The sequence below is a fragment of the Pseudarthrobacter sp. MDT1-40-2 genome (assembly GCF_059383595.1).
Genome location: NZ_JBWZCL010000002.1, coordinates 254,039 through 276,337 on the forward strand (window position 1 = coordinate 254,039; position 22,299 = coordinate 276,337).

Sequence of the window (22,299 nt, forward strand, 5' to 3'; positions counted from 1 at the left end):
GGCGATGCAACGGGCCCATCTGTACGGCGTCAGCCGAACAAACAGGACCACGGGAAAAATGAGCACCAACCAGCCTGAACAGGCATGGACTTACGGACGTTGGAAGACGACGGGACCAGCAGGAGGACTGTGGTCAGACCGTGGCACTTCTACTCAAAAATTAGTGTTCCCATGGACCAACCATAATCACCCGGCGGGTGCTTGGGAACCCCACACGGCATGCACACGGGCCAGGGCATTTCCCGTGGGCAAATTCCGGATAAACGCAGCGGTGAATACAGTCCCCGGCGGAAGTGAATTCCGTGCCGAATTGCCTCATGTTTGCACAAGTTTGCCCCGGATCGCGGGTTCTCTACAGAGAGATAGAACACATGGCCTGCAAGCGGCCGCGGATCCCTTTGTTGGCGGGGATCTCTGGGGCAACCTCAGGCCCCATGGACTGTCCGATTTCCGCTAGTAGCAGGCACTTTGAGGCCGTTCCAATTCTGACTTCGACCTAATCCAGCGTAAAATCTATAGCCTGCCCGAAGCGGGGCAGCTATACGTCGCAAGCAAATGACCTCCCTAGGAGTGGCACAAATGCCCACAGACCGAAGCACGACCTCTTTCACAGGCGCCAGGAACGCCAGCAGACCCAGCAAACCGAGCCTCCTCAAGCGTCGGCGCCTTAAGGTGTCGGATGTCAACGTGGTAAACCAGCCGATGTTGAAGAAGGCGCTTGGCGGCACGATCGTCGGTAACACCATGGAATGGTACGACGTCGGCGTGTTCGGCTACCTCATCACCACCATGGGTCCGGTGTTCCTGCCTGAAGCCGATGCCTCGGTCCAGACACTCTTCCTCCTGGGCACGTTTGCTGCAACCTTCATTGCCCGTCCACTGGGCGGTGTGGTGTTCGGCTGGCTGGGAGACAAGATCGGCCGCCAAAAGGTCCTCGCCGCAACCCTGATGCTGATGGCTGCGAGTACTTTCGCCGTCGGCCTCCTTCCGGGGTACGCGCAGATCGGCATCTGGGCAGCGGCCCTCCTGGTCCTGCTGAAGCTCGTGCAGGGATTCTCCACCGGCGGCGAATATGCCGGTGCCACCACCTTCGTGAGCGAATACGCCCCCGACAAACGCCGCGGCTTCTTTGCCAGCTTCCTGGATATGGGCAGCTACCTCGGCTTCGCCCTCGGCGCAGCCCTCGTCTCCGCGCTGCAGCTGACCCTGGGCCAGGCCGCCATGGAAGAGTGGGGCTGGAGGATCCCGTTCCTGATCGCCGGCCCGCTGGGGCTGATCGCTGTCTACTTCCGCAACAAGATCGAGGAGTCCCCGCAGTTCCAAGCCACCTTGGACGCCCAGGAAGACCTCGCCAAGGACGCGACCGCACTGGACACCGCTGCTTCCAAGGGCCCGGTGGGCATCGTCAAGGCATACTGGCGTTCGCTCATCGTGGCCATGATTTTGGTGGCAGCCGCGAACACAGCGGGCTACGCCCTGACGTCCTACATGCCGACCTACCTGACGGAGTCCAAGGGCTACGACCCGGTCCACGGCACCCTGCTGACCATCCCCGTTCTTGTCGTCATGAGCCTGTGCATCCCGCTGACCGGCAAGCTCTCCGACCGGATCGGCCGCCGGCCGGTGCTGTGGATAGGGGCCTTGAGCACCGTGGTCCTGGCCGCCCCGGCGTTCCTGTTCATCGGAATCGGCGAGGTCTGGTCCACCCTGCTGGGCCTAAGCCTGATCGCCTTCCCGGTAACGTTCTACGTCGCCAACCTGGCCTCGGCCCTGCCGGCGCAGTTCCCGACAGCGAGCCGCTATGGAGCCATGGGCATTGCGTACAACTTCGCGGTAGCCATCTTCGGCGGAACCACCCCGTTCATCGTCGCGGCGCTCATCACGGCCACCGGCGATGACATGATGCCTGCCTATTACCTGATGGCCACCTCCGCGATCGGTGCGGTTGCGATCTACTTCCTCAAGGAATCAGCGCAGCGCCCCCTGCCGGGTTCCATGCCCAGTGTGGATACGCCTGCCGAGGCCCGCGAACTCGTCGCTACCCAGGACGAGAACCCGCTGATCGACCTGGCAGGAATGCCCTTTGAGCAACAGGACGCCATGGATCGCGGTGAAGTCGAACGGGCTTCCCATGAGGAGCGCGACCTGGCCAGCAGGTAACTTCACCGCTCCTTCGCTGTAGACGTATGGATGGGACTTCAAAGAGATACAGGAAGCATCACGCCGTTCCTGCCTCACCGGCACAGACCGCAGCGGTGGGCACGTCAACAGCAAAGTGACCGGAGCTTCAATGATCGGCGGGTCGGGTTTAGGATTAGCCTACTCATCTAGCAGATCAGGGATTCCACTGGTACTGCCGGGCCCTCCAGGCCCGACCGCGACGGTGAGAATCGCTGAAAGCCGGAAGAGTATGTCTGACAACCACACACGCGCTAATATCCCTGCTGATATCCGGGCTGACGCTGATATTGATGTCTCCGTACCGGGGATGCTGCAGGACATGGTCCTTGAGAGTACTGACGTCGAAGGATTCCTGACGAACCTGGCGAAACTGGCAGCAGGAAGGTTTTCTTCCCCTGACGCTGAGGTCCTCGCCGCGGTGACACTCCTGCGGCCGCGAACAAAAGTTACCGTAGCCAGTAACAATGAACACGCGCAGAAGCTGGATGAAGTTCAGTACGCGTTCGACGACGGCCCCTGCCTGCGGGCCGCACGGGAAGAAAGAACCTACACGGTCGGGGACTTCCGCACCGAAACCAGGTTCGGCCGGTACCCGGAGGCTATCGCTGGACACGGCATTCTCTCAGCAATTGGCGTCCCTATCCCGCTCGACGGCGACGCTAATTGCGGATTGAACCTGTATGCACCTGAAGCGGGACACTTCACGGCGGAGGACATTGCAGAAGCAGAACTGCTCGCACGCCAGGCATCGAAGGCTTTGCGCATGGCCGTGCGGATTGCCAAGGCCACTGAAACCAGTGAACACCTCAAGGCCGCCATGAACTCCCGCACAGTCATCGACGTGGCTGCAGGCATCATCATGGCCCAGAACAGGTGCAGCCACGACACAGCCATGACTATCCTCAAAGCCGCTTCCAGCGGACGGAACATCAAACTTAACGCGGTTGCCGCTGCTGTGGTGCAATCCCTCGGTCAGGAAATTCCCAGCACCCATTTCGAGGGATAACCCGAACCTGATCAGCCAGCGCAGCAAGAGGCCACCGGAACCCGCCAGTTACCTCTGTCGGCGGAAACTTATCTGTGTTGAACTGTTCTAGCGGGCGTTCCAGTCCCGCCGCAATATCCACGGCCAAACCGGCCTGACTACCGGCAGGCCGGCATCGGGAAGGATCGAGCTCATGGCAGCAACGTACAAGATTGGCTATTTTGTGGGGAGCCTGGCGACTGGCTCCATAAACCGCATCCTCTCAAGAGCGCTAATAAAGCTTGCCCCGGAGGGCCTCGAGTTTACCGAAATTCCCATTGGGAATCTCCCGCTCTACAGCTACGACTACGACGCCGACTTCCCTCCGGAAGGCCGCGCACTCAAGGAAGCCATCGAAGCGTCCGACGGCATCCTCTTCGTATCTCCGGAGTACAACCGTTCCATTCCGGGTGCGCTCAAGAACGCCATCGACTGGGGCTCCCGCCCCTGGGGCTCGAATTCCTTCGCCCGTAAACCCACCGGAATCATCGGCGCCTCTCCCGGCAGCATCGGCACCGCTGTGATGCAGTCCTCCTTCCGCAGCGTCCTCAGCTTCCTGGACGCTCCTCAGCTGAACGCGCCCGAGGCATACGTCCACTACGACGCTGCCGTGTTCGGTGAGGACGGCGAAGTTAAGGATGAGTCCACCGCAAAGTTCCTCCGCCACTACATGGACGAGTACGGTGCCTTCGTGGCCCGCGTCCTGGCTGCCAACGCGCCGGGGCACATCGGTGATATGGAACCGGACGCCAGCAAACTGTCGCGCTAGGAGGAACAGTGCGGGGGTTGCCTTCCTCTCCGGCACCGGACCGTCCATGGTGCTCCTGGTAGGTCAGCGCACGGCAAGCGCCACCACGCGGTCCGGCAGCAGCCGGGCACCGGCCACCAGAACCTTGTAACGCCTGGAAGGGATGGATACGGCCCTGCCATGCGCGTTGTCCGCCAGGCCCTCGCGGACCACCCGTTCGGCATTCAGCCACAACCACCCCGGTGCCACTGACTTATCCATGCCCATCCGCTGGTGGAACTCGGTGTGTGTCAGCCCCGGGCAGACGGCCGTGACCTTCACCCCGCGGCGACGGTAACTCACCGCGGCCGAGCGGCTGAAGCTCAGGAGCCAGGCTTTGGCGGCGGAATAGGTGCCGCCGGGGGTAAAGGCGGCCACGCTGGCGACGTTGATGATCCGCCCCGAACCGCGCGCCACCATCCCCCGCAGCGCCGCATGACTCAGCACCAGCGCCGCCTTGCAATGCAGCCTGAGGAGGTCCTGTTCCGCGTCCACGGCGTTGTCTTCAAACTGACCCAGCAGGCCCATCCCCGCATTATTCACCAGCATCTCCACCGGCCGCGCGGGATCGGTAATGCGTTCGACGACGGCGGCCAGGCCGGCGTCGTCTGTCAGGTCCGCTGGAAGCACCTCAGTTGTGGTGCCGTATTCGGACTCCAGTCCCCGGGCCACGGATTCGAGCCGGTCCCGGTTCCTGGCCACCAGCACCAGGTGCCAGCCAGCCGCCGCGAGCTGACCCGCGAATTCCGCGCCGAGGCCGGCGCTGGCTCCCGTGATGAGAGCGGTGTGAGGTGTAGATGGCGTCATGCGGCCAGCCTAGCTGCTACCGGTCCGCGAACCTGGCCAGCGGATTCACCAGCCTGCCGGCCATCTGAAGCCCGCCGGACGGATCCGTGAGGTCCAGCATCTGCTGGTTGTTGCGCAGCTGCAGGCGGTTCAGGCAGGAGAGCTCAAAGTCCGGGGCGAAAAGATCGTGCATGGCGAACTGATCCGCCAACTCCGGGTGTCGCTGCTGGTATTCACGCACGACGGCGGCCGTCACCTTCCAGAATTCGGTCTCGGCCAGGATGCCGTCCTCCGCGAGAATTGCGGCCAGGAAGCGGAAGATGCAGTCGAAGACGTCCGTGAAGATGGCCAGCACCATCTCTTCCGCAGGAATGTCGGCCTTGATCCGGGAAACGTCCTCCGACAGCTCCAGCCGGTCTCCCATCACCACGATTTCCTCAGCGATGTCTTTCATGATGGCCCGCACCGGAACACCGTTTTCAAGGACCAGGATGACGTTCTCGCCATGCGGCATAAAGGCCAGCTCGTACTCGAAGAGGCAGTGGACCAGGGGCACCAGGTAGGCCTCCAAGTAGCGGCGCAGCCAGGCGGCAGGCTCCAGCCCTGAACGTGCAATGAGCTGGGACGCCACGGAAACGCCCTCGGAATCGACGTGCAGCAATGACGCCATGGTGGCGAGCTGCTGGCCGTCTTCGAGCAGCGGAAGGGGACTCTCCCTCCACAGCGCGGAGAGCATTTTGCGGTAGGCCGAGCCCTTGGCTGACGCAGCCTCGTAGTAGTGGTTGTGATAGCCGATCGCAGCCGTCTCCCGGATCATCGCCAGTCCGCGATCCTGGAGTTCCCGGTCCTGGCCGATGAGGTCCTGCAGCCAGTCGTTGATCGCAGGGGTGGCCTTCATGTACTGGGGCGACAGGCCGCGCATAAAGCCCATATTCAGCACCGACATGGCGGTCTTGACATAGGCCTTCCGTGGCTCGGTTGTGTTAAAAAAGGTCCTGATGGACTGCTGCGCCTGGTAGGCATCGTCGCCGGTACCAAGGTGCACGATGTGCCGCCGGGCGATCTCAGCGGCAAACGTCACCGTAAGTTTGTTCTCCCACTGCCACGGGTGCACCGGCATCAGCAGGTACTGGCGGGGATCCACGCCGGCCTCTGCCAGTTCGGCGTCGAAGCAGGCCAGGACGTCCGCGCCCAGCTCGGCTTCGAAGTGGCTCCTGTAGTCCAGTCCGGCACTGGAGGTGAAGACGGCCTTGCTCCGGTGCACCGCGATCCACTCCAGCTGGACTGCTGCCCCGGTTTCGGGTGCAAAGGCGTGGTAATCAGTGATGCCGAAGCCCAGGCGGCCGTTGTTGGCCACAAAGCAGGGATGCCCCTCGGTCATGCTGCGCTCTATGGCCTGGAAGTCGGCAGCGGCATCGGCGCCGCCGGAGATGCCCGCCACGAGCTCTGCGGAGCCCGTGCTGGAACCCTGCTTGTAGGCGTGGCTGGAGAGTGTGCTGCTGATTTCCTCAAGGTAGACCGGCAGCATCTCCTCGCGGATGGCCAGCTGTTCCCGGAATTCGGTGATGAAGGCCAGGGCGTCCACAGGCAGTTCCACGGACCCTTCGATCCGCAGGATGGACTCTGCCGGAATACTCCAGTGCTCCAGCTCCAGCACGCGGGCCTGGAAGCGGTACTCCACTGCCGCGTCGTCGCTCACCACGCGGTACAGGCCGCCGCCCGCTCCGCCCGCTTCCTTGAGCAGTTCCGGAACCAGTATCCGTTCGTGTGAGAACTCGGCAAGCGCCTTGCGGACCAGGTGCCTGTTCGCGGCGGCCCAGCGGGCCGGCGTGAGGTGGTCCACGGATCCGGTTGCTTTGGTGCGGGCGGGCGGCTGGACGCCGGTGGTCTCGTCGGCAGTCTTGGTGGGGTCTTCAACAATGGTGGTCATCGGGTCTCACTTACAGTCAGGGTTTGGAGGAAATCAGCACGGGTGCAGAAGCTCAGGAGCGCTTCCTTGAAGGTTTCGGAAGGGTCGACGGCGGGTAGGGTCACCACGGCGTTGGGCCTGAAACCCACCCGTTTGTTCAGGGCCTGGATCTTGTGGTTGCGGGCATCCGGTTCCACCACAATGCGTTCCGTTCCAGGGTTCTCGAAGAGGCGGGAGACCACCGAGCGCATCACGTCCCGGGTGTAGCCGGGCCGCGGACCCGTTGCCGGCGGGGACACCAGGAGGTGCATTCCCCGATCGCCCGGATGTACCGCGTAGACGGCGGCCAGCGGTGAGGCGGCGGGATCGTACTCCTCCATCAGGAAGGCGGGGACGCCGTCGTCGAGTCCCAGCAGCGCGTGGTGGTGGCCACTGGACTGGATCCTTGAGTACTCCTCCACAACGTCCTGGACAGTGACGGACAGCATGCCCCAGAACGAAGCGTAGGGTTGCGTCACCCAGCTGTGGAGGAGCGGTGCATCCTGGATGGGATCCACGGGGCGGAAGGTGAAGCTCAATGTGCCGCCTCCGCCAGGTGTGGAGCAGCCGATTCACCGGAGGCTCCGGGAATGGTGGAAGCTCCCGGAACGCCCGAGGCTCCGGATCCATCCGGCTGTTGGGGTGCCCCGAACTGCTGGAAGGCAATGCTCCGCTCCACCGGATAAACCTCGCGCCCCGTGATCTCCCGGAGGATGCAGGAGTTGCGGTATGCGGCCATTCCCAGGTCCGGGGTGACGAAGCCGTGGGTGTGCAGCTCGGCGTTCTGGACGAAGATTTCGCCCGGTTCCACTCCTGTGGAGTAGTTGCGGGCGACGTCGAACCGGCCCCGGGGGTCGCGGGCGATCCGGTCCTGGATTCCGGCCAGGAACGCCGGTTCCCGGTAGCCGTAGCCCGTAGCCAGCACCACGGCTTCACTATCCAGCGTGTAGTCCTTGCCGTGTTCTTCGTGGCGCAGCTTGAGGGTGTGCAGGCCGGTTGACGCGTCCCAGCTGGCGTCATTCAGGGCCGAATGGGTGAGCAGTTGGCTGTCCACCATCCCGGAGAGGTTCTTGGTGTAGAGGAGATCGTAAATGGCGTCGATCAGCTCGGAATTGATGCCTTTGTAGAGGTTCTTCTGGCTCTTGATCAGGCCATCGCGTTGTTCGGATGGAAGGCTGTGGAAGTAGTCCACATACTCCGGCGACGTCATCTCCAAGGTCAGCTTGGTGTATTCCAGCGGAAAGAACCTGCCGGACCGGGTGACCCAGTTCAGCTGGTACCCGTAGACGTCGATGTCCTGCAGCAGCTCGTAGTAAATCTCCGCGGCGCTCTGGCCGCTGCCCACAATCGTGATGCTGCGGGCGGCCTGCAGTTCACTCTTCCTCGACAGATAGTCGGCGTTGTGGAGGACAAGTCCCTCACTGGCACCATCCGCGATGCCGGCGCAGGCCTCGGGCACATACGGTGACGTGCCCGTCCCCAATACCAGCCGTCGGGCCGAAAGTACCTGGGTGCCTGTGGAGGACGAGACGGTCAACCGGTACACCCCGTCGTCGTAGGCCACGTCGGTGACGTCGGAACCAAAACGGACGGAGCGCAGCTGTCCGGCAACCCACTGACAGTACTGGTTGTACTCGGCACGCAGGGGATAGAAGTTCTCGCGGATATAGAAGCGGTAGAGGCGCCCGGTCTGCTTGAGGAAGTTGAGGAAGGAATAGGGCGAGGTGGGGTCCGCGAGGGTCACCAGGTCTGCCATGAACGGAACCTGCAGGTGGGCCGGCTCCAGCATCATGCCCGGATGCCAGTCAAAGGAATCGCGGCGTTCCAGGAACACGCTGTTCAGGCCGGGGATGGGCTCGCTGAGGGCGGCGAGGCCGAGGTTGAAGGGTCCCAGGCCGATTCCGGCGAAGTCGTAAACAATTTCCGTGCTCATGCTGCGTCCTCACTGGTCATGGAGGTCTGGGTAGTGGAGGTCTGGGTAGTGGAGGCCTGGCGGGTAGCGCCCTGCGGAATGCTCTCCTGCGTGGTGGCCAGCAGTGAAGCGCCGGTGCAGCGGAGGAGCTCGATGATCTCGCGGATGTCGCCCAGGGTTGCCTCCGCATTGAGGAGCGTGAATTTCAGGTAATGCCTTCCCGCCACCGTAGTTCCGGCCACCACTGCCTCGCCCGAGGCAAACACGGCCGCACGGATGGCAGGGTTCAGCACGTCGCTGCCGTCCTCACCGAGGCGGGAACCGTCCACCACCGGCCGGTAGCGGAAGACGAGCGTACTCAGCCGGGGCGCCGCGGCGAGCTCGAAGTCCGCGTCTGCACCCAGCACCGTTCCCACCCGGGCCGCCAGGTCTATGGCCTCGTCAAACAATGCCCCGATTGATTCCGCGCCCATGATGCGCAGGGTCAGCCACAGCTTCAGGGCGTCAAAGCGGCGGGTGGTCTGGATGCTCTTGTCCACCTGGTTGGGGATTTCGGCGCGGACGGCGCTCTCCGGGTTGAGGTAGTCGGCGTAGTACGTGACGTGCTGCAGCATGGCCCGGTCCCGGACCAGCAGGGCGCTGGAGCTGACGGGTTGGAAGAAAGTTTTATGGAAGTCCACGGTGACGGAATCGGCCAGCTGGCTCCCGTCCAGCAGATGCCGGTAGCGGTTGGACACCATCAGCCCGCCGCCGTACGCCGCGTCCACATGGAACCAGGCGCCGTAGGCGCGGGCCAGGGCCGCCATGTCCGCCAGCGGATCCACGGCCCCGAAGTCCGTGGTTCCGGCAGTGGCCACAACCGCCATGGCCAGCAGCCCGGCGTCGTGCGTTTGCGCCATCGCTTCAGCCAACGCCGACGGGTCCAGCCGGCGGTCCTCAGTGCACGCTACCGGGACCACGGCGTCGTAGCCCATCCCCAGCATGGACGCGGACTTCTGGATGCTGAAGTGGCTGTCCGCGGAGGTGAAGATCCGCAAACGCTCCAGCAACTGCGGGAGCCGGAGGTGCTCGTTCCCGGGCTCGCGCCGCAGGGCCGCCACGGCGTGGTTGCGGGCGATCAGCAGGGCCTGGAAGTTTGACTGGCTGCCACCGGACGTGAAGACGCCGTCTGCATCGGGGCCAAGGCCCAGCCGATCAGCTGTCCAGTTAATGAGCCTTCGTTCGATCATGGTGGCGCCGGCGCTCTGGTCCCACGTGTCCATCGACGAGTTCACCGCCGACAGCACAGCCTCCCCCACCAGCGCTGGAATGACCACGGGGCAATTGAGGTGCGCGGCGTACTTGGCGTCATGGAAGTAGATGGCGTCCTTGAGGTACACGTCTTCCAGTTCGGCCAGCGCGGCGGCGGTGTCCGGCAGCGGACGATCAAGATCGACGGCGGCAATTCTCGCCTTCATCTGCGCGGGTGCGATGCCTGTGAACGGCTGCCTGGTCCTGTCCAGTTTGGTAGCCACGGCGTTGACGCCCTGCAGCACCTGCGCAACGTAACGGGGCGAATTGCGCGCGTTGAACAAGTGGTTCGTGGCGGAGAGCGCCAGCTCGACCCGGGCACCAAAGCCCGCATCGGCGTCGTTGTCATTGGCGGGGCCAGTGCCTGTGCGGTTACTGGCGGAACCTGTGGGAAAAGCCTGGGGTTGTTCGGTGCGGGGCGGTGGGGTCACGGGGTCATCCTTTGTTCTGACGCGTGTGGTGCACGGGTAGCAAGGACAGACTTACTTAGGCAACCCTTATAGTCAAACTTCTGTGCCCTAATTGCCAGCACGGGCGTCATTGACTTTCCCAAACGGCCCGGAAGGTCCAAAATGTGCGCTTCATTGCTTCCGGGGCAGGATGAATCACCGGCGGTCCGCCGTCGGTAGCCGAAGCACAGCTGTAGGGTGTTGGAATGGCGCTGGCCGGGCGCCGGGATAAGGGGGCCAGGATGAATCAACGCGAGGGTATCTCCAACTTCCGGGAGATCGATGCTAACGGGAATCCCGTCCCGGCACCCGGATCCGGCAGTCGCGAGTTCGCTGCGTGGGGCCAATCCGTGGGCGAAGACGCCGGTTCCAGCTCTGCATTCCCGCGGATCAACCCGTTTATCGTCATTCTCTGGCTACTGGCGGCACTCCTGCTGGGGTGTGGCCTGTGGTTCTTTATGGAGTCAACGACGGGTTTTATCGGTCCTCCTGGACCCGCGTCCCAGTTCACCTACATGATGATGACTTTCGCGCCCTGGGCGGTGATTGCGGGGCTTGCCACCCTTGCCTGTTTGCTCTTTTGGCATGCCAACCAGTGGCAAAGGCGCCGCGACACACTCGGTTAGTTCCGGCGTCGAGCTCTATGTGAACCTTGCCGCAGGGCCTTTCGAGCATGCAAAGACGTTCGCCGCCCAAGCCGGCGGCAGGTGGGGCAGGTGAAACTACGGCATCAGGGCCAGTCGACGCACTGCTCGTAGTCTGTGTGCTTGCGGAGGTACCCCGCGATGAACGGGCAATGCGGAATGATCCGCTTGCCCGAGGCCACAACATCATCCAGCGCGAAATGCGCCAGCACGCCGGCATAGCCCCGACCCCGGAACTCGTCATCCGATTCTGTGTGGGTGAAGTCTATGTGGCCGGGAAGTTCCACGAAATGCGTCTGCACCGCCACTTTTCCGCCCACCAACAGCTCATAACGGTGCTGGGCATCGTTGCGGACGGTGGTGACGTCGGCGCGGAACGCGTCCTGCTCCATCTCCGTGTTCTCAGTCATCCTTCGAGACTGGCACTACTTGGGGCAGGTGGCAATGCTCCACTGATCGAGGAAAACCACCACGGCGGCGGTGACCACAATGGCCGGCGCCCTGCCCGGAGGTAGCCCGGCGCCGTCGGACATTCCCCCGGACGGCCGAAGATCGCTGCCGCGGGAGACAAGAAGAGGACTTCAGTGCGCTCAGGACAAGGCGGCAGGCGGGGCAGTTGTGCCCCTGATGACCAGTTCAGTGGCCACTTCCAATGCGCCGGGAATGTCCCGGTGCTCCTGCTGATCGGCCAGGATTCCCACGGCCATCGAGGCAAGCTGGGCCAACGGCTGCCGGACGGTGGTCAGCGGCGGCGACATCAGGGCCGCTTGGGCAATGTCGTCAAAGCCCACCACGCTGAGCTGTTCAGGAATTTTCAGCGAGCGCTGGGTGGCGGCGTTCATGACACCCAGCGCCTGGAGGTCGCTTCCGGTAAAGATAGCGGTTGGCGGCTCTGCGAGATCCAGGAGGTCCCCGCCATGACGGATACCCGATTCAATACTGAAATCCCCATCCCGCACCAGTTCGGGCAGCACCGGCAGGCCGGCTTCGTGGAGGGCCGCGGCGTACGCCGCGTAACGGGCGCGACCATGGCCGGGACTATGCTTGCGGCCGGTGATGATACCGATGCGCCGGTGGCCCTGGGCCAACAGATGGCCCACTGCCGCCAGGGCGCCGGAGAACGACGCCGGGCTGACGCTGGGGATGGCCAGGCCTTCGGTGCCTTCGGGGTCGATGGCAACAGCCGGGATGTTCAGGCTCCGCAGCGAGGCTACCAGCTTGGATTTCCGCCGGGGCGCCAACAGGATCACGCCGTCGAGCCGGTTGCCTGGGGATTCGCGCAGTTTCCGCCAGCTGTCCGGGGTAGCGTGCTCCGCCCTGGTGTAGACCATGGTGTAGCCGAGTCTGGCCGCGGCGGTCTCGACGCCTTCCATCGTGGCCAGCACCCAGGGCGAGTCAAAGTTGTTAACTACCAGCTGCAAGAGCCCGGGCTGTTGCGCGGGGGCGTTCCGCTTGCTGTAGTCCAGATCAGCCAGCGCCTTCCGCACCTTGTTGCGGGTGGCTTCGGAAACGTGGGACCGGCCATTGAGGACTTTGGACACAGTGGGGACGGAGACGCCCGCTACTGCAGCCACATCCGCAATCTTCGGGCGTGGAGCGGCAGTCAACGGGGTCCTCACGATCACAGCGAAGCGGCGGCAAGATGCGGGGCTGAAGCCCGGCGCACCGGTGCAACATCCAGACGCACAGGACCAACGATAACACTGCCTTTTTCCTCGGATCCCAGTGGTGAGGTGGCGAACAGGCCCAGTTCCGCGCCGATCCACTGCCCCTTGGCGACCTCGAAGTTCCATCCCTGCACTTCCCAGGGATCGCCCTCGCCGGCCCGCCAGGCGAAGGTGGAGCGCGGCGTTCCGTCGGTGCGGATCTGCAGCTCAATCCGTGGTCCGGCCAGCAGCAGTTGGCGTCCTGGCTTCTGTTCCTGAGGGCCTTCTCCCCCGATGCCGCTGCCTAGGACATACCCGTCTGCCGTCCGGATAATTCCCAGCCAGGCGTACTCCAGGCCAAGGACTACGACGCCGGCCCGGGTGCCTACCGGAACGTCGTCCAGTTCCAGCGAGGTGCTGAAAGTGCACGGTGTTCCCGGCAGGATCTGTGCCAGGACGTTGGGCAGCTCGCGCAGGTTGATTGGGTCGTTGGCCAGCGGCACCAGGACCCTGCGGCCGGGGCCGTCGTGAAAGGACCAGGATTCGTCCGGGTTTGCCTGCCAGTGCCATTGCGGGCCAAGCACTGGGGAATCGAAGGGGTCGCTGGTGGGGGGCGCAACGTTGTCCGGTGAAGTACCTTCCGGATAGGGATGGCTGAGCACCGGAACTCCGGGGCCGCCGTCGGGATCCCTGTCACCCATCCACGGCCAGCCATCAGCCTCCCAGCCCATCGGCTGCAGGTGGACCACCCTGCCGTAGGGGCCGCGGTCCTGGAAGTGCAGGAACCAATCCTGGCCCTCAGGAGTGGTGACCCACGCACCCTGGTGCGGGCCATTGACCTCTGTGGAACCCTGTTCCAGGACCCGCCGTTCCTCATAGGGGCCGAACGGTGAACGGGAACGGAAGACAGACTGCCAGCCCGTGGCTACCCCGCCGGCCGGGGCGAAGATCCAGTACCACCCGTCCCGCTTGTAGAACTTGGGGCCTTCGAGAGTGGTGAAGCCGGGCAAATCCTCGCCATTAATCACGTGTGTGCCGTGATCCAGCAGGCGGCTCGCGTCCGGGCTCATGCGGTGTACGGTAAGCCGATTCTTGACGCCGATCCGGCTCTTCGCCCAGCCGTGCACCAGGTACGCCTGGCCGTCGTCATCCCACAGCGGGCAGGGGTCGATCAGCCCGCGTCCGGGGTAGAGCAGATGCGGGGCGGTCCAGGGCCCCTCGGCCTTCTCGGCGCTCAACACGAAGATGCCGTGGTCCGGGTCCGGGTAGAAGATCCAAAACCGCCCTTCGTGGTACCGGAGCGCCGGCGCCCACACGCCGCAGCCATGCCGGACCAGCGAGTAGTGGCTGTCCTGCGGCAGGGCCCGGAGTGCGTGGCCCGCATGCTCCCAGTCCACGAGGTTCCGGGACCGCAGTACCGGAAGCCCGGGCACCCGGTTGAAGCTTGAGGCGATGAGGTAATACATGCCGTCCACCTGCACCGCATCCGGGTCAGGCCAGTCGCCGTTGAGGATCGGGTTGCTGTAGACGGGTGTGGGGATCCGGGTTGTCATGGTGTCCTGTCGGGTGAGCCGGTGCTGTTGAATGCGGGGTGGTGCTGGAGCAGGTCCAGGGCGCGGGCCGGAGTTTCCACCCGGCCGTCGTGAATCACTGCATGGAGGCTGAGTTGCAGGGGATGGAGGTGATCTGCCCGGGCAGGCTCGGACCACGCGACGGCCGGTCCGGCGCCGAGGTAATCGCCGGCGCGGATAAACCAGGGGAACCGGGCTCGGCGCAGCGGTTCAACGGCAGGTTCCGTACCCACCCCGGTGTCCTGCGCCAGCAGGATGCTGACTTGCTTCCCGGCCAGGAAGACGGTGATGGACAACCAGGGAGAACGTGAGCCGTGGGCGGCGGCTTCGCCGGGACCGTCCGCGGAGATGATCAGCGGCTCGCCGGAACCCCGGGGGAACCGCCAGAAGATTCCGCCATAGCCGGCACCTTTCCTGCCCTTGGCGGCCGACGACGACACCTCCAAAGCGTCCGCACCGGCTCCCGGAACCATCACCGAGGCAAGTGTCAGGCTCCAGGTTCCTTCCTCCGGGTGCTCCGAGGCCCTGATGGTTCTCCTCTCCCGGCCCAGTTCGACTCCGCCCGGAGAGCGCCAGGACACCTCGCCGGCCGCGTAGCCCTCGTCATACTGCCAGCCCGACGGCACCTGGGTTCCATGGTTTGGCAGCAGGGCGGGCCCATTGGAGGTATAGGTGGATCCACCCCAAAAGTTTGTGCCGTTGAGGTCCGCGAACGCCACGGACAGGCCCAGATGGTGCCTGTGGTCTGCAGGTTCAACTTCAGTGACGGTGGCGCCGGCCAGGGATGAAACCGGGTGCAGGTAGGGCCGCGGCGCATGGACGGCAGGCTGCAGCATGCCGTCCAGGTGGGCGGCAACCTGCTGCCCCTTCACTGACAGGGCGGAGGCTACTACCGCCCGTGCGTCTTTGCGTGGCATGGTTCCTCCTCGAACTGCAGTGGCTGGCTGGTGAGGATCAGCATAACCATCCAGAAAACCAACGGCAAGTAGCAAAGAAAGTTTCTTGGCAGCTTCGGGGGCGTTTTTCGGTAGTGTGTTGACAGTCACAAGGTTTCCTTGCTAGAAATCGTTTACTCGCTGAACGACTTCAGCATCTGCATGAGAAATGCAGGCCGCGGATCGTGGCAACAGGCCCAGAAAGTTTCTGGCTTAGTAACCTACAAGCGCATCACCCCTGAGAGGCGTCATTCAATGAAGAAGACAGTTAGCACCCCCATCCCGCGAAGGCTCTTCCTCGGCGGGGCCGTGACCTTGGCCGGGCTCGCTTTGAGTGGCTGCGGGGGAGGCTCCGCACCGGCCGCGAGCGGTCCCGTCGAACTCAACTTCGTGTTTTGGGGGGATGCCAACCGGGCAAAAGTCACTGAGGAGGCTTTGCGGATCTTCGAGGAAAAAAACCCGGGCATCACCGTCAAAACCGAATACCAGGACAGTGGCCCCTACGCAGACAAACTGGCCACCCGCTTCGCCGGCGGCAACCCGCCTGATGTCCTGGCCATGGCGAACCGCAGCCTCCTTGAGTACGCCCAGCGCGGCACTCTGGCGGATTTGAAGAGCCTGCCGGAACTCAAGCTGGACGCCATTCCGGAGACGGTACTCAGCCGTGGAACCGTCGATGGAAAGCTCTACGGCCTGGCCACCGGCGTCACCACCATCGGCATGGTGGTGAACAAGACCATCACGGACCAGGCCGGTGTGACCATTCCGGACGACAAGACGTGGAGCTGGGAGGACTACGCCAAGTTCGCCACTGAGATCACTCAGAAGACCGGAGGGAAGGTCTATGGTGCCGGCTTCGACGTCGCCACCGAAACCGGCCCCATCATGCTGGCCAGGCAACGTGGCGAGGACTTCTATACCAAGGACAACAAGCTGGGCGTCAGCGAGGAGACTATCCGCGACTGGTTCCAGTACAGCATTGAACTCCGCAATGCCGGCGGCTACCCGCCGGCCGGTTTCTTCGAGCAGATTGGCGGCTCCCCCGCCCAGTCCTACCTGGCGAAGGGCACAGTTGCCTCACAGATCATCCCCATCAACAACTACCGCGGCTACAACGATGCCGTGGAGGGCGAGGTAGTCCTCCTGCGCATCCCCGGAGAAACCTCCGGCGAGCGCCGCGGTTACTCTGCTGATCCCACCATGCTCTGGTCCATCGCAGCCAAGTCCAAGCACCCCAAGGAAGCTGCAAAACTGTTGGACTTCCTGACCAACGACAGCGACGGCGCGGCTCACACCCTCACCCAGCGAGGCGTGCCCATCAACCCCGAGGTAGCTGAATCCATCGAGTCCAAGCTCAGCGAGGATGACAAGAAATTTGTTGACCTCATGGCAGCCATCCAGGAAGACGAACTGCCTGCAGCCTACGTTTACCCCAAAGGCGCCAGCGTGGTGGCGGACACCCTCAAGCAGCTGGCCACTGAAGTGGAATTCGGCCGCATCACACCGGCTGACGCTGCCAAGACCTTCCTCGAGAAGAGCAATGCAGCAATCAACAAGTAGTGCCGCCGGACGTCCAGCCACAACGCAGACAGGAGCCTGACGCATGTCCGTGCTGACCAAACAAGCCCCGGGCCCGGCCCTGGGCTCCCCCGCAAGCGGTGCGTCCCGGCGTCGGCCACCCCGGCGAAAGAACCAGCGCTCCGGCTACCTGTTCCTGCTGCCGTGGTTCCTGGGCATGCTGTTCACCATCATTCCGTTCTTTGCTTCGCTGTACCTGGCGTTCACGGACTACAACCTGTTCACCGAACCCAACTTCATAGGGCTGGCGAACTTCCAGGCGATGTTCGAGGACCCACGTCTCCTGCAGTCCTTGAAGGTCACGTTCATCTACACCTTCGTGTCCGTGCCGATCTCGCTGGCCACTGCACTGCTTGTGGCACTGATCCTGAACAGGGGACTCCAGGGCCTGGCGATTTACCGCTCCGTCTATTACCTGCCGTCCCTGCTGGGCGGCAGCGTAGCGATCGTGATGCTGTGGCGCTACATCTTCGGCAACGACGGAATCGTCAACAGCTTCCTGGGCCTGTTCGGTATACAGGGGCCTGCCTGGGTCACGGACCCGGAGTTCGCCCTCAGCACGCTCATTGTGCTGAATGTGTGGACTTTCGGTTCGCCCATGGTGATCTTCCTGGCCGGCCTCCGCCAGGTCCCCACCATGTATTACGAGGCGGCCTCCATTGACGGGGCATCCAAGTGGCGGCAGTTCCGCAGCATCACCTTGCCGCTCATCAGCCCCATCATCTTCTTCAACCTGATCATGCAGCTCATCGGGTCCTTCCAGACCTTTACGCAGGGCTATGTCATGAGCGGAGGTACCGGCGGTCCGGCGGATTCAACCCTCTTCTACAACCTCTACCTGTACCAGAAGGGCTTCACGGAGTTCGAGATGGGGTACGCCTCCGCCATGGCCTGGCTGTTGCTGATGATCATTGCGATCTTCACCGCCATCAACTTCATCGCGTCCAAGTTCTGGGTCTTCTACGACAATTAAGGCAACCGCAATGGCTCTCCTCGAACAATCCCTCAAGCCCAAGCAGGTCAAGCCCGCCAAGGAGGCGGCACCGGAAGATGCCCTGACCGGCACGCCGGGGACCCGCTTTTCCCGCCACCTGATTCTGTGCCTGGTGGGCCTGGTGATGCTGTACCCGCTGCTGTGGCTGGTCTCCAGCTCCTTGAAGCCCAGCAATGACATTTTCCGGCAGCTGGGGCTGTGGCCTGAAAACTGGGATTTCAGCAACTACGAACAGGGCTGGACGGCGCTGGACCAGCCGTTCCATGTGTACCTGATCAACTCGATGATCATTGTGGTGTTTTCCATTGTGGGCAACATCTTCTCCTGTGCCCTGGCCGCCTACGCCTTTGCCCGGATGGAGTTCACTGGCCGGAAGCTGTTCTTCGCGCTGATGCTGGGCACCCTGATGCTGCCGGGCCACGTGCTTTTGGTGCCGCAGTACATCATCTTCTCGCAGCTGGGATGGTTGGATACCTACCTGCCGCTGATCGTGCCAAACTTCATGGCTACCAACGCGTTCTTCATCTTCCTGATGGTCCAGTTCATGAAGGCCCTGCCCCAGGAACTGGATGACGCCGCCCAGATCGACGGTTGCGGACCCTTCCGGACATTCCTCCGCGTCATCATGCCGCTGTGCGTCCCGGCCATGGCCACCACAGCGATCTTCACTTTCATCTCGACCTGGAACGAGTTCTTCGGCCCACTCCTCTACATCCAGAACCAGGACCTGTACACCGTCCCGCTGGCACTTCGGGCGTTCATGGACTCAGAGGGCCAGAGCATGTGGGGGCCCATGTTCGCCATGTCTGTGGTGTCCATTGCGCCGATCATCGGATTCTTCATCGCCGGCCAGAAATACCTCATCAACGGCATCGCCACCACCGGCCTGAAGTAGGCCGCCTCTCTTACCGGGCAACGGCCTCAAACAACCCCTAGATCCAAAATAAACAAAACAAAGGAGTTTTGCATGAGTTTGCGACGTCTACTCGGCGCGGCAACCGCCGTCGTCATCCTGGGAAGCCTCACCGCTGTTCCCGCCCAGGCAGCGCCCTCCGGCGCACTAACGCTTCCGACGGCGGTGCCCGCGACTTCCGGCGCCGCCGGCACCCCTGAAGCCATGTGGAAGCAGAAACCCGATGGTTTTGCCTCCCTTCCCGGCAACGGGCTGGCCGGAACCACAGGGGGCCAGTCAGGCCGCATAGTTACGGCCACCACCCTGCAGGAGCTGAAAGACTACGCAGCGGCTAACGAGCCGCTGGTGATTTTCCTCGAAGGCACCCTCACTGCCGAACACTATGTGAAGATTCCAGTCTCCGCTAACAAGAGCTTCATCGGTGCCGGTGCCGGCGCCGAACTGGTCAACGCCGGCTTCAAGCTCATCAACGTCTCCAACGTAATCTTCCGGAACTTCACCATAAGGGACTCGTATATCCCCGGTGACTGGGATGGAAAACGCCCGGACAATGACAGGGACGGGATCCAGATTGATACGTCCCACCACATCTGGGTGGATCACATGAAGATCCAGCGCATGGGTGACGGACTGATCGATACCCGCAAGGACTCCGACTACCTCACCTACTCGTGGAACGTGTTCGCTGACAACAACAAGGCCCTGGGCGTGGGATGGACCGCTAATGCCGTGACCAAAATGACCATCCACCACAACTGGATCCGCAACACCACCCAGCGCAACTTCAGCATCGACAACACAGCAGCCGCCCACGTGTACAACAACTACCTGCAGGACATCGGCCAGTACGGAATGATGGGCCGCGGCGCCGCCAAGGTAGTGGTTGAGGCAAACAACTTCACCGCGGTCCAGGACCCGATTGTGGCCAAGGACCCGGGAACGCAAGTACGGAACAGCGGCAACATCTTCAACGGCACGCGCGGACGCAAGGACAACGTCGGCGCAGCCTTCGACCCCACGGCTTTTTACGGCTACCAGAAGGACGATGCCGCGCGGGTTCCGGAGATCGTTGCGTCCGGCGCCGGGCCACGGGAGAACAACGCCCCCAACAACGCCACGGAGATCACGGTGGCATTGGACGGCAGCGGCGACTTCGGCAGCCTCCAGGCAGCCATCGGTTCCATCCCCAGCGGCAGCACCATCCCGCGCACGATCACTGTGAAACCCGGCGTTTACCGGGAAGCGGTGAATATCTGGGCCGACCGGCCCAACCTGACCATCCAGGGCGCAACAGCCAACCCGGCCGACGTCGTCATCACCTACGACACCCCGGCCAACGGCATCAAGTTCTTTGGAGGAACCTGGGGAACCAGCGGCAGCGCCACCATCAACGTCCTCGCCTCGGACACCACCGTCCGGAACCTCACAGTGGAAAACGCCTACGACGAAGCAGCGCTCGGTTCCAGCCAGGCGCTGGCAGTACGCAGCGTTGGTGATCGGATCACGTTCGACGGCACCCGCTTCCTTGGCAACCAGGACACCTACCTGGCGGACACCACCGGGCGGGATGCCACAGCCCGGACCTACCTCAAAAACTGCTACGTCGAGGGCGACGTGGACTTCATCTACGGCCGCGGCACAGCCGTCTTCGACGGCTGCACCATCCACTCCCTGGACCGCGGCAGCGCCACCAATAACGGTTACATTGTTGCCCCCAGCACCAAGAACTCCAACCCCTACGGCTTCCTGATCAGGGACAGCAACCTGACCAGCAACGCGGCTCCCGGAACCGTCAGCCTGGGCCGGCCGTGGTTCGCCAGCAGTGATCCTGACGCCCACCCCATGGCCGTCATCAGGGACTCAACACTGGGCAGCCACATCGCGGTCCAGGGTTGGGCCGATATGAGCGGACACCACTGGTCCGAGGGCCGGTTCGCGGAATTCAACAACAGCGGACCCGGTGCGCACATCAATGAGTTCCACCCCCAGCTCAGCGCTGACGAAGCACCCGCCTTCACCAAGGAGACTTTCCTTGGTGATTGGACCCCCGAAGGACGTGGTTGAGATGGCGGACCAGAACGAAGCATCGGTGACACACGGGCTCCCCCGGCGTACGTTGTTCACAGCAAGCCTCGCAGCAGGAGGCCTGATGGCTTCCGGGCTGCTCGGTTCAGCGGCCCCGGCCGCTGCCCAGCCGGCTGGCACTACTGGAGTCGCTGCAACGGGCCTGACCCCTGACCTTAACGGCTACGCCCAAGCCGGCTTGCCGCGCAACAAGGCGCTGAACGGCACCGTATGGGCTGACGCTCCGGAAGGTTACGCCGGAATCTCCAGCCACGGACGGGACACCACCACCGGCGGTGCCGGAGGAAGGATTGTGCACGCCTCTACTCCGGAGCAGCTGAAGGAGTTCGCCGCCAGTCCCGAGCCCCTGGTGGTGATTATCGACGGCGTCCTGGCGTTCCCCGTGTACGAGAAACTGCGGGTTACAGCCAACAAGTCCTTCCTGGGCAGAGGCGAAGGAGCCACGGTGGTAAACGCCGGCTTCAAGCTCATCAACGTCTCCAACGTCGTCTTCCGGAACTTCACTATCCGGGACTCCTACATCCCGGGCGACTTCGCCGGAAAGCGCCCTGATAACGATCGTGACGGCATCCAGATGGATACCTGCACCCATGTCTGGGTGGATCACATGTACCTCACCCGGCTGGGCGACGGCCTGGTGGACATCCGGAAGGACTGCGACAACGTCACCCTGTCCTGGAACGTTTTCGCTGACCACAACAAGGCTTTGGGCGAGGGGTGGACCCAGAACGTTGTCACTCGGGTGACCCTGCATCACAACTGGGTCAGGAATACCCACCAGCGCAACGCCAGCCTGGACAACACCGCTGCATCTCACGTCTACAACAACTACTTGGAGAACATCTCCAGCTACGGAATGCTGGGACGCAACGCCGCCCTGTTGGTGGTAGAGGGAAACCACTTCCGTGATGTCCGGAACCCGCTGCACCACCAGGGCCCGGGAGGTGAGCTGGTGGTTCGTCACAACGTGTTTGAGCAATGCAGCGGCAATACCGGCGAGCAGCGGGGAAGCTCTTTCGTTCCTCCCTACCCGTACAAGTTGACGCCGGCAGAGGCCGTGCCGGGAGTTGTCCGGGCCTTTGCCGGGCCTCTCGGAGGAACAGCTCCCACAGACCGCAGCGTCATTACGGTGGCCTTGGACGGTACCGGGGACTTCGCCAGCATCCGGGCGGCTGTTGGTGCCATTGCGTCCAACAACCCCGGCCCGGTCACGGTCCTGGTCAAGCCCGGCACCTATCACGAGCCTGCGGTGATCTGGGGAGACCGCCGGAACGTCACCTTGGCCGGAGCCACCGGCCAGGCGGCGGACGTGGTGTTGACCAACAGCGAGGGAATTACGCTGCTGGTTGCGGCGGACGGTTCCAACATCAGGGACCTCACCGTCACGTCCGACACCCCTCAGAACGGCCATGTGCTCAGGACAACCGGCCGTCATGTCAGCACCAGCAATGTGGTGGTACTCAACGGCACCTCCGGCTGAGCTCTGGCCCCCGCTCCGAACTACTACTAGTCTTCAGGGACAGCCCAAGTGGGAGATTCACGAGACTGAGGAGAGC

At 63.1% G+C, this 22,299-nt stretch carries 18 protein-coding genes; 9 read left to right on the forward strand and 9 right to left on the reverse strand.

Annotated elements, in window-relative coordinates; genetic code table 11:
- The first annotated feature begins 579 nt into the window (after positions 1-579).
- From AC50X5_RS07390 to AC50X5_RS07400, 3 genes are all read left to right on the forward strand, one after another.
- Complete coding sequence (locus tag AC50X5_RS07390) at positions 580-2,160, forward strand: MFS transporter (protein ID WP_494975460.1); 1,581 nt, start codon at positions 580-582, stop codon at positions 2,158-2,160.
- Between the two features lie 250 nt (positions 2,161-2,410).
- Positions 2,411-3,187 (forward strand): ANTAR domain-containing protein, encoded by a 777-nt coding sequence (locus tag AC50X5_RS07395; RefSeq protein WP_494975461.1) that lies wholly within the window; start codon positions 2,411-2,413, stop codon positions 3,185-3,187.
- A 172-nt stretch (positions 3,188-3,359) separates the two neighbouring features.
- The gene (locus AC50X5_RS07400; protein ID WP_494975462.1) at positions 3,360-3,974 is read left to right on the forward strand and encodes an NADPH-dependent FMN reductase; all 615 of its coding nucleotides are present in this window, start codon (positions 3,360-3,362) and stop codon (positions 3,972-3,974) included.
- A gap of 63 nt (positions 3,975-4,037) precedes the next feature.
- On the opposite strand, the gene AC50X5_RS07405 is transcribed toward AC50X5_RS07400, so the two are convergent.
- The 5 genes from AC50X5_RS07405 to AC50X5_RS07425 are packed head-to-tail and all read right to left on the reverse strand — an operon-like array spanning position 4,038 to position 10,236.
- Positions 4,038-4,799 carry an SDR family NAD(P)-dependent oxidoreductase gene (locus AC50X5_RS07405; RefSeq protein WP_494975463.1) on the reverse strand — a complete coding sequence of 254 codons (762 nt, stop codon included), beginning with the start codon at positions 4,797-4,799 and terminating at the stop codon, positions 4,038-4,040.
- A gap of 16 nt (positions 4,800-4,815) precedes the next feature.
- Complete coding sequence (locus AC50X5_RS07410; RefSeq protein WP_494975464.1) at positions 4,816-6,708, reverse strand: IucA/IucC family protein; 1,893 nt, start codon at positions 6,706-6,708, stop codon at positions 4,816-4,818.
- Positions 6,705-7,265, reverse strand: coding sequence for a GNAT family N-acetyltransferase (locus tag AC50X5_RS07415; RefSeq protein WP_494975465.1), 561 nt, complete (start codon positions 7,263-7,265; stop codon positions 6,705-6,707). The genes AC50X5_RS07410 and AC50X5_RS07415 overlap by 4 nt, the downstream gene beginning before the upstream one ends.
- Positions 7,262-8,659 carry a lysine N(6)-hydroxylase/L-ornithine N(5)-oxygenase family protein gene (locus AC50X5_RS07420; RefSeq protein WP_494975466.1) on the reverse strand — a complete coding sequence of 466 codons (1,398 nt, stop codon included), beginning with the start codon at positions 8,657-8,659 and terminating at the stop codon, positions 7,262-7,264. Before AC50X5_RS07420 ends, AC50X5_RS07415 begins: the two co-directional genes overlap by 4 nt.
- Positions 8,656-10,236, reverse strand: a complete 1,581-nt coding sequence (locus AC50X5_RS07425) for a pyridoxal phosphate-dependent decarboxylase family protein (protein WP_494976061.1) — start codon at positions 10,234-10,236, stop codon at positions 8,656-8,658. Before AC50X5_RS07425 ends, AC50X5_RS07420 begins: the two co-directional genes overlap by 4 nt.
- Before the next feature lie 383 nt (positions 10,237-10,619).
- Between AC50X5_RS07425 and AC50X5_RS07430 the strand changes: the two genes are divergently transcribed.
- Positions 10,620-11,003, forward strand: a complete 384-nt coding sequence (locus AC50X5_RS07430) for a hypothetical protein (protein ID WP_494975467.1) — start codon at positions 10,620-10,622, stop codon at positions 11,001-11,003.
- Between the two features lie 104 nt (positions 11,004-11,107).
- Here the strand turns inward: AC50X5_RS07430 and AC50X5_RS07435 are convergent, their stop codons facing one another.
- The 4 genes from AC50X5_RS07435 to AC50X5_RS07450 form a co-directional block, all read right to left on the reverse strand.
- On the reverse strand, positions 11,108-11,431 hold the full coding sequence (locus AC50X5_RS07435) for a GNAT family N-acetyltransferase (RefSeq protein WP_494975468.1): 324 nt from the start codon (positions 11,429-11,431) through the stop codon (positions 11,108-11,110).
- Positions 11,432-11,611: 180 nt separating this feature from the next.
- Entirely contained in the window at positions 11,612-12,595 is a 984-nt protein-coding gene (locus tag AC50X5_RS07440; protein ID WP_494975469.1) for a LacI family DNA-binding transcriptional regulator, read from the reverse strand.
- Positions 12,596-12,642: 47 nt separating this feature from the next.
- Positions 12,643-14,220, reverse strand: coding sequence for a glycoside hydrolase family 43 protein (locus AC50X5_RS07445; protein ID WP_494975470.1), 1,578 nt, complete (start codon positions 14,218-14,220; stop codon positions 12,643-12,645).
- Entirely contained in the window at positions 14,217-15,155 is a 939-nt protein-coding gene (locus tag AC50X5_RS07450; protein WP_494975471.1) for a DUF6807 family protein, read from the reverse strand. The genes AC50X5_RS07445 and AC50X5_RS07450 overlap by 4 nt, the downstream gene beginning before the upstream one ends.
- Before the next feature lie 273 nt (positions 15,156-15,428).
- Between AC50X5_RS07450 and AC50X5_RS07455 the strand changes: the two genes are divergently transcribed.
- The 5 genes from AC50X5_RS07455 to AC50X5_RS07475 all read left to right on the forward strand — a co-directional run bounded on the left by AC50X5_RS07455 (position 15,429) and on the right by AC50X5_RS07475 (position 22,223).
- Positions 15,429-16,733 (forward strand): ABC transporter substrate-binding protein, encoded by a 1,305-nt coding sequence (locus AC50X5_RS07455; protein ID WP_494975472.1) that lies wholly within the window; start codon positions 15,429-15,431, stop codon positions 16,731-16,733.
- A gap of 43 nt (positions 16,734-16,776) precedes the next feature.
- Positions 16,777-17,724: a carbohydrate ABC transporter permease gene (locus AC50X5_RS07460; protein ID WP_494975473.1), complete on the forward strand. Its 948-nt coding sequence runs from the start codon at positions 16,777-16,779 to the stop codon at positions 17,722-17,724.
- Positions 17,725-17,734: 10 nt separating this feature from the next.
- Entirely contained in the window at positions 17,735-18,640 is a 906-nt protein-coding gene (locus AC50X5_RS07465) for a carbohydrate ABC transporter permease (protein WP_493983703.1), read from the forward strand.
- A gap of 72 nt (positions 18,641-18,712) precedes the next feature.
- The gene (locus tag AC50X5_RS07470) at positions 18,713-20,722 is read left to right on the forward strand and encodes a pectinesterase family protein (RefSeq protein WP_494975474.1); all 2,010 of its coding nucleotides are present in this window, start codon (positions 18,713-18,715) and stop codon (positions 20,720-20,722) included.
- The gene (locus AC50X5_RS07475; RefSeq protein WP_494976062.1) at positions 20,694-22,223 is read left to right on the forward strand and encodes a pectate lyase family protein; all 1,530 of its coding nucleotides are present in this window, start codon (positions 20,694-20,696) and stop codon (positions 22,221-22,223) included. Before AC50X5_RS07470 ends, AC50X5_RS07475 begins: the two co-directional genes overlap by 29 nt.
- The last annotated feature ends 76 nt before the right edge of the window (positions 22,224-22,299 follow it).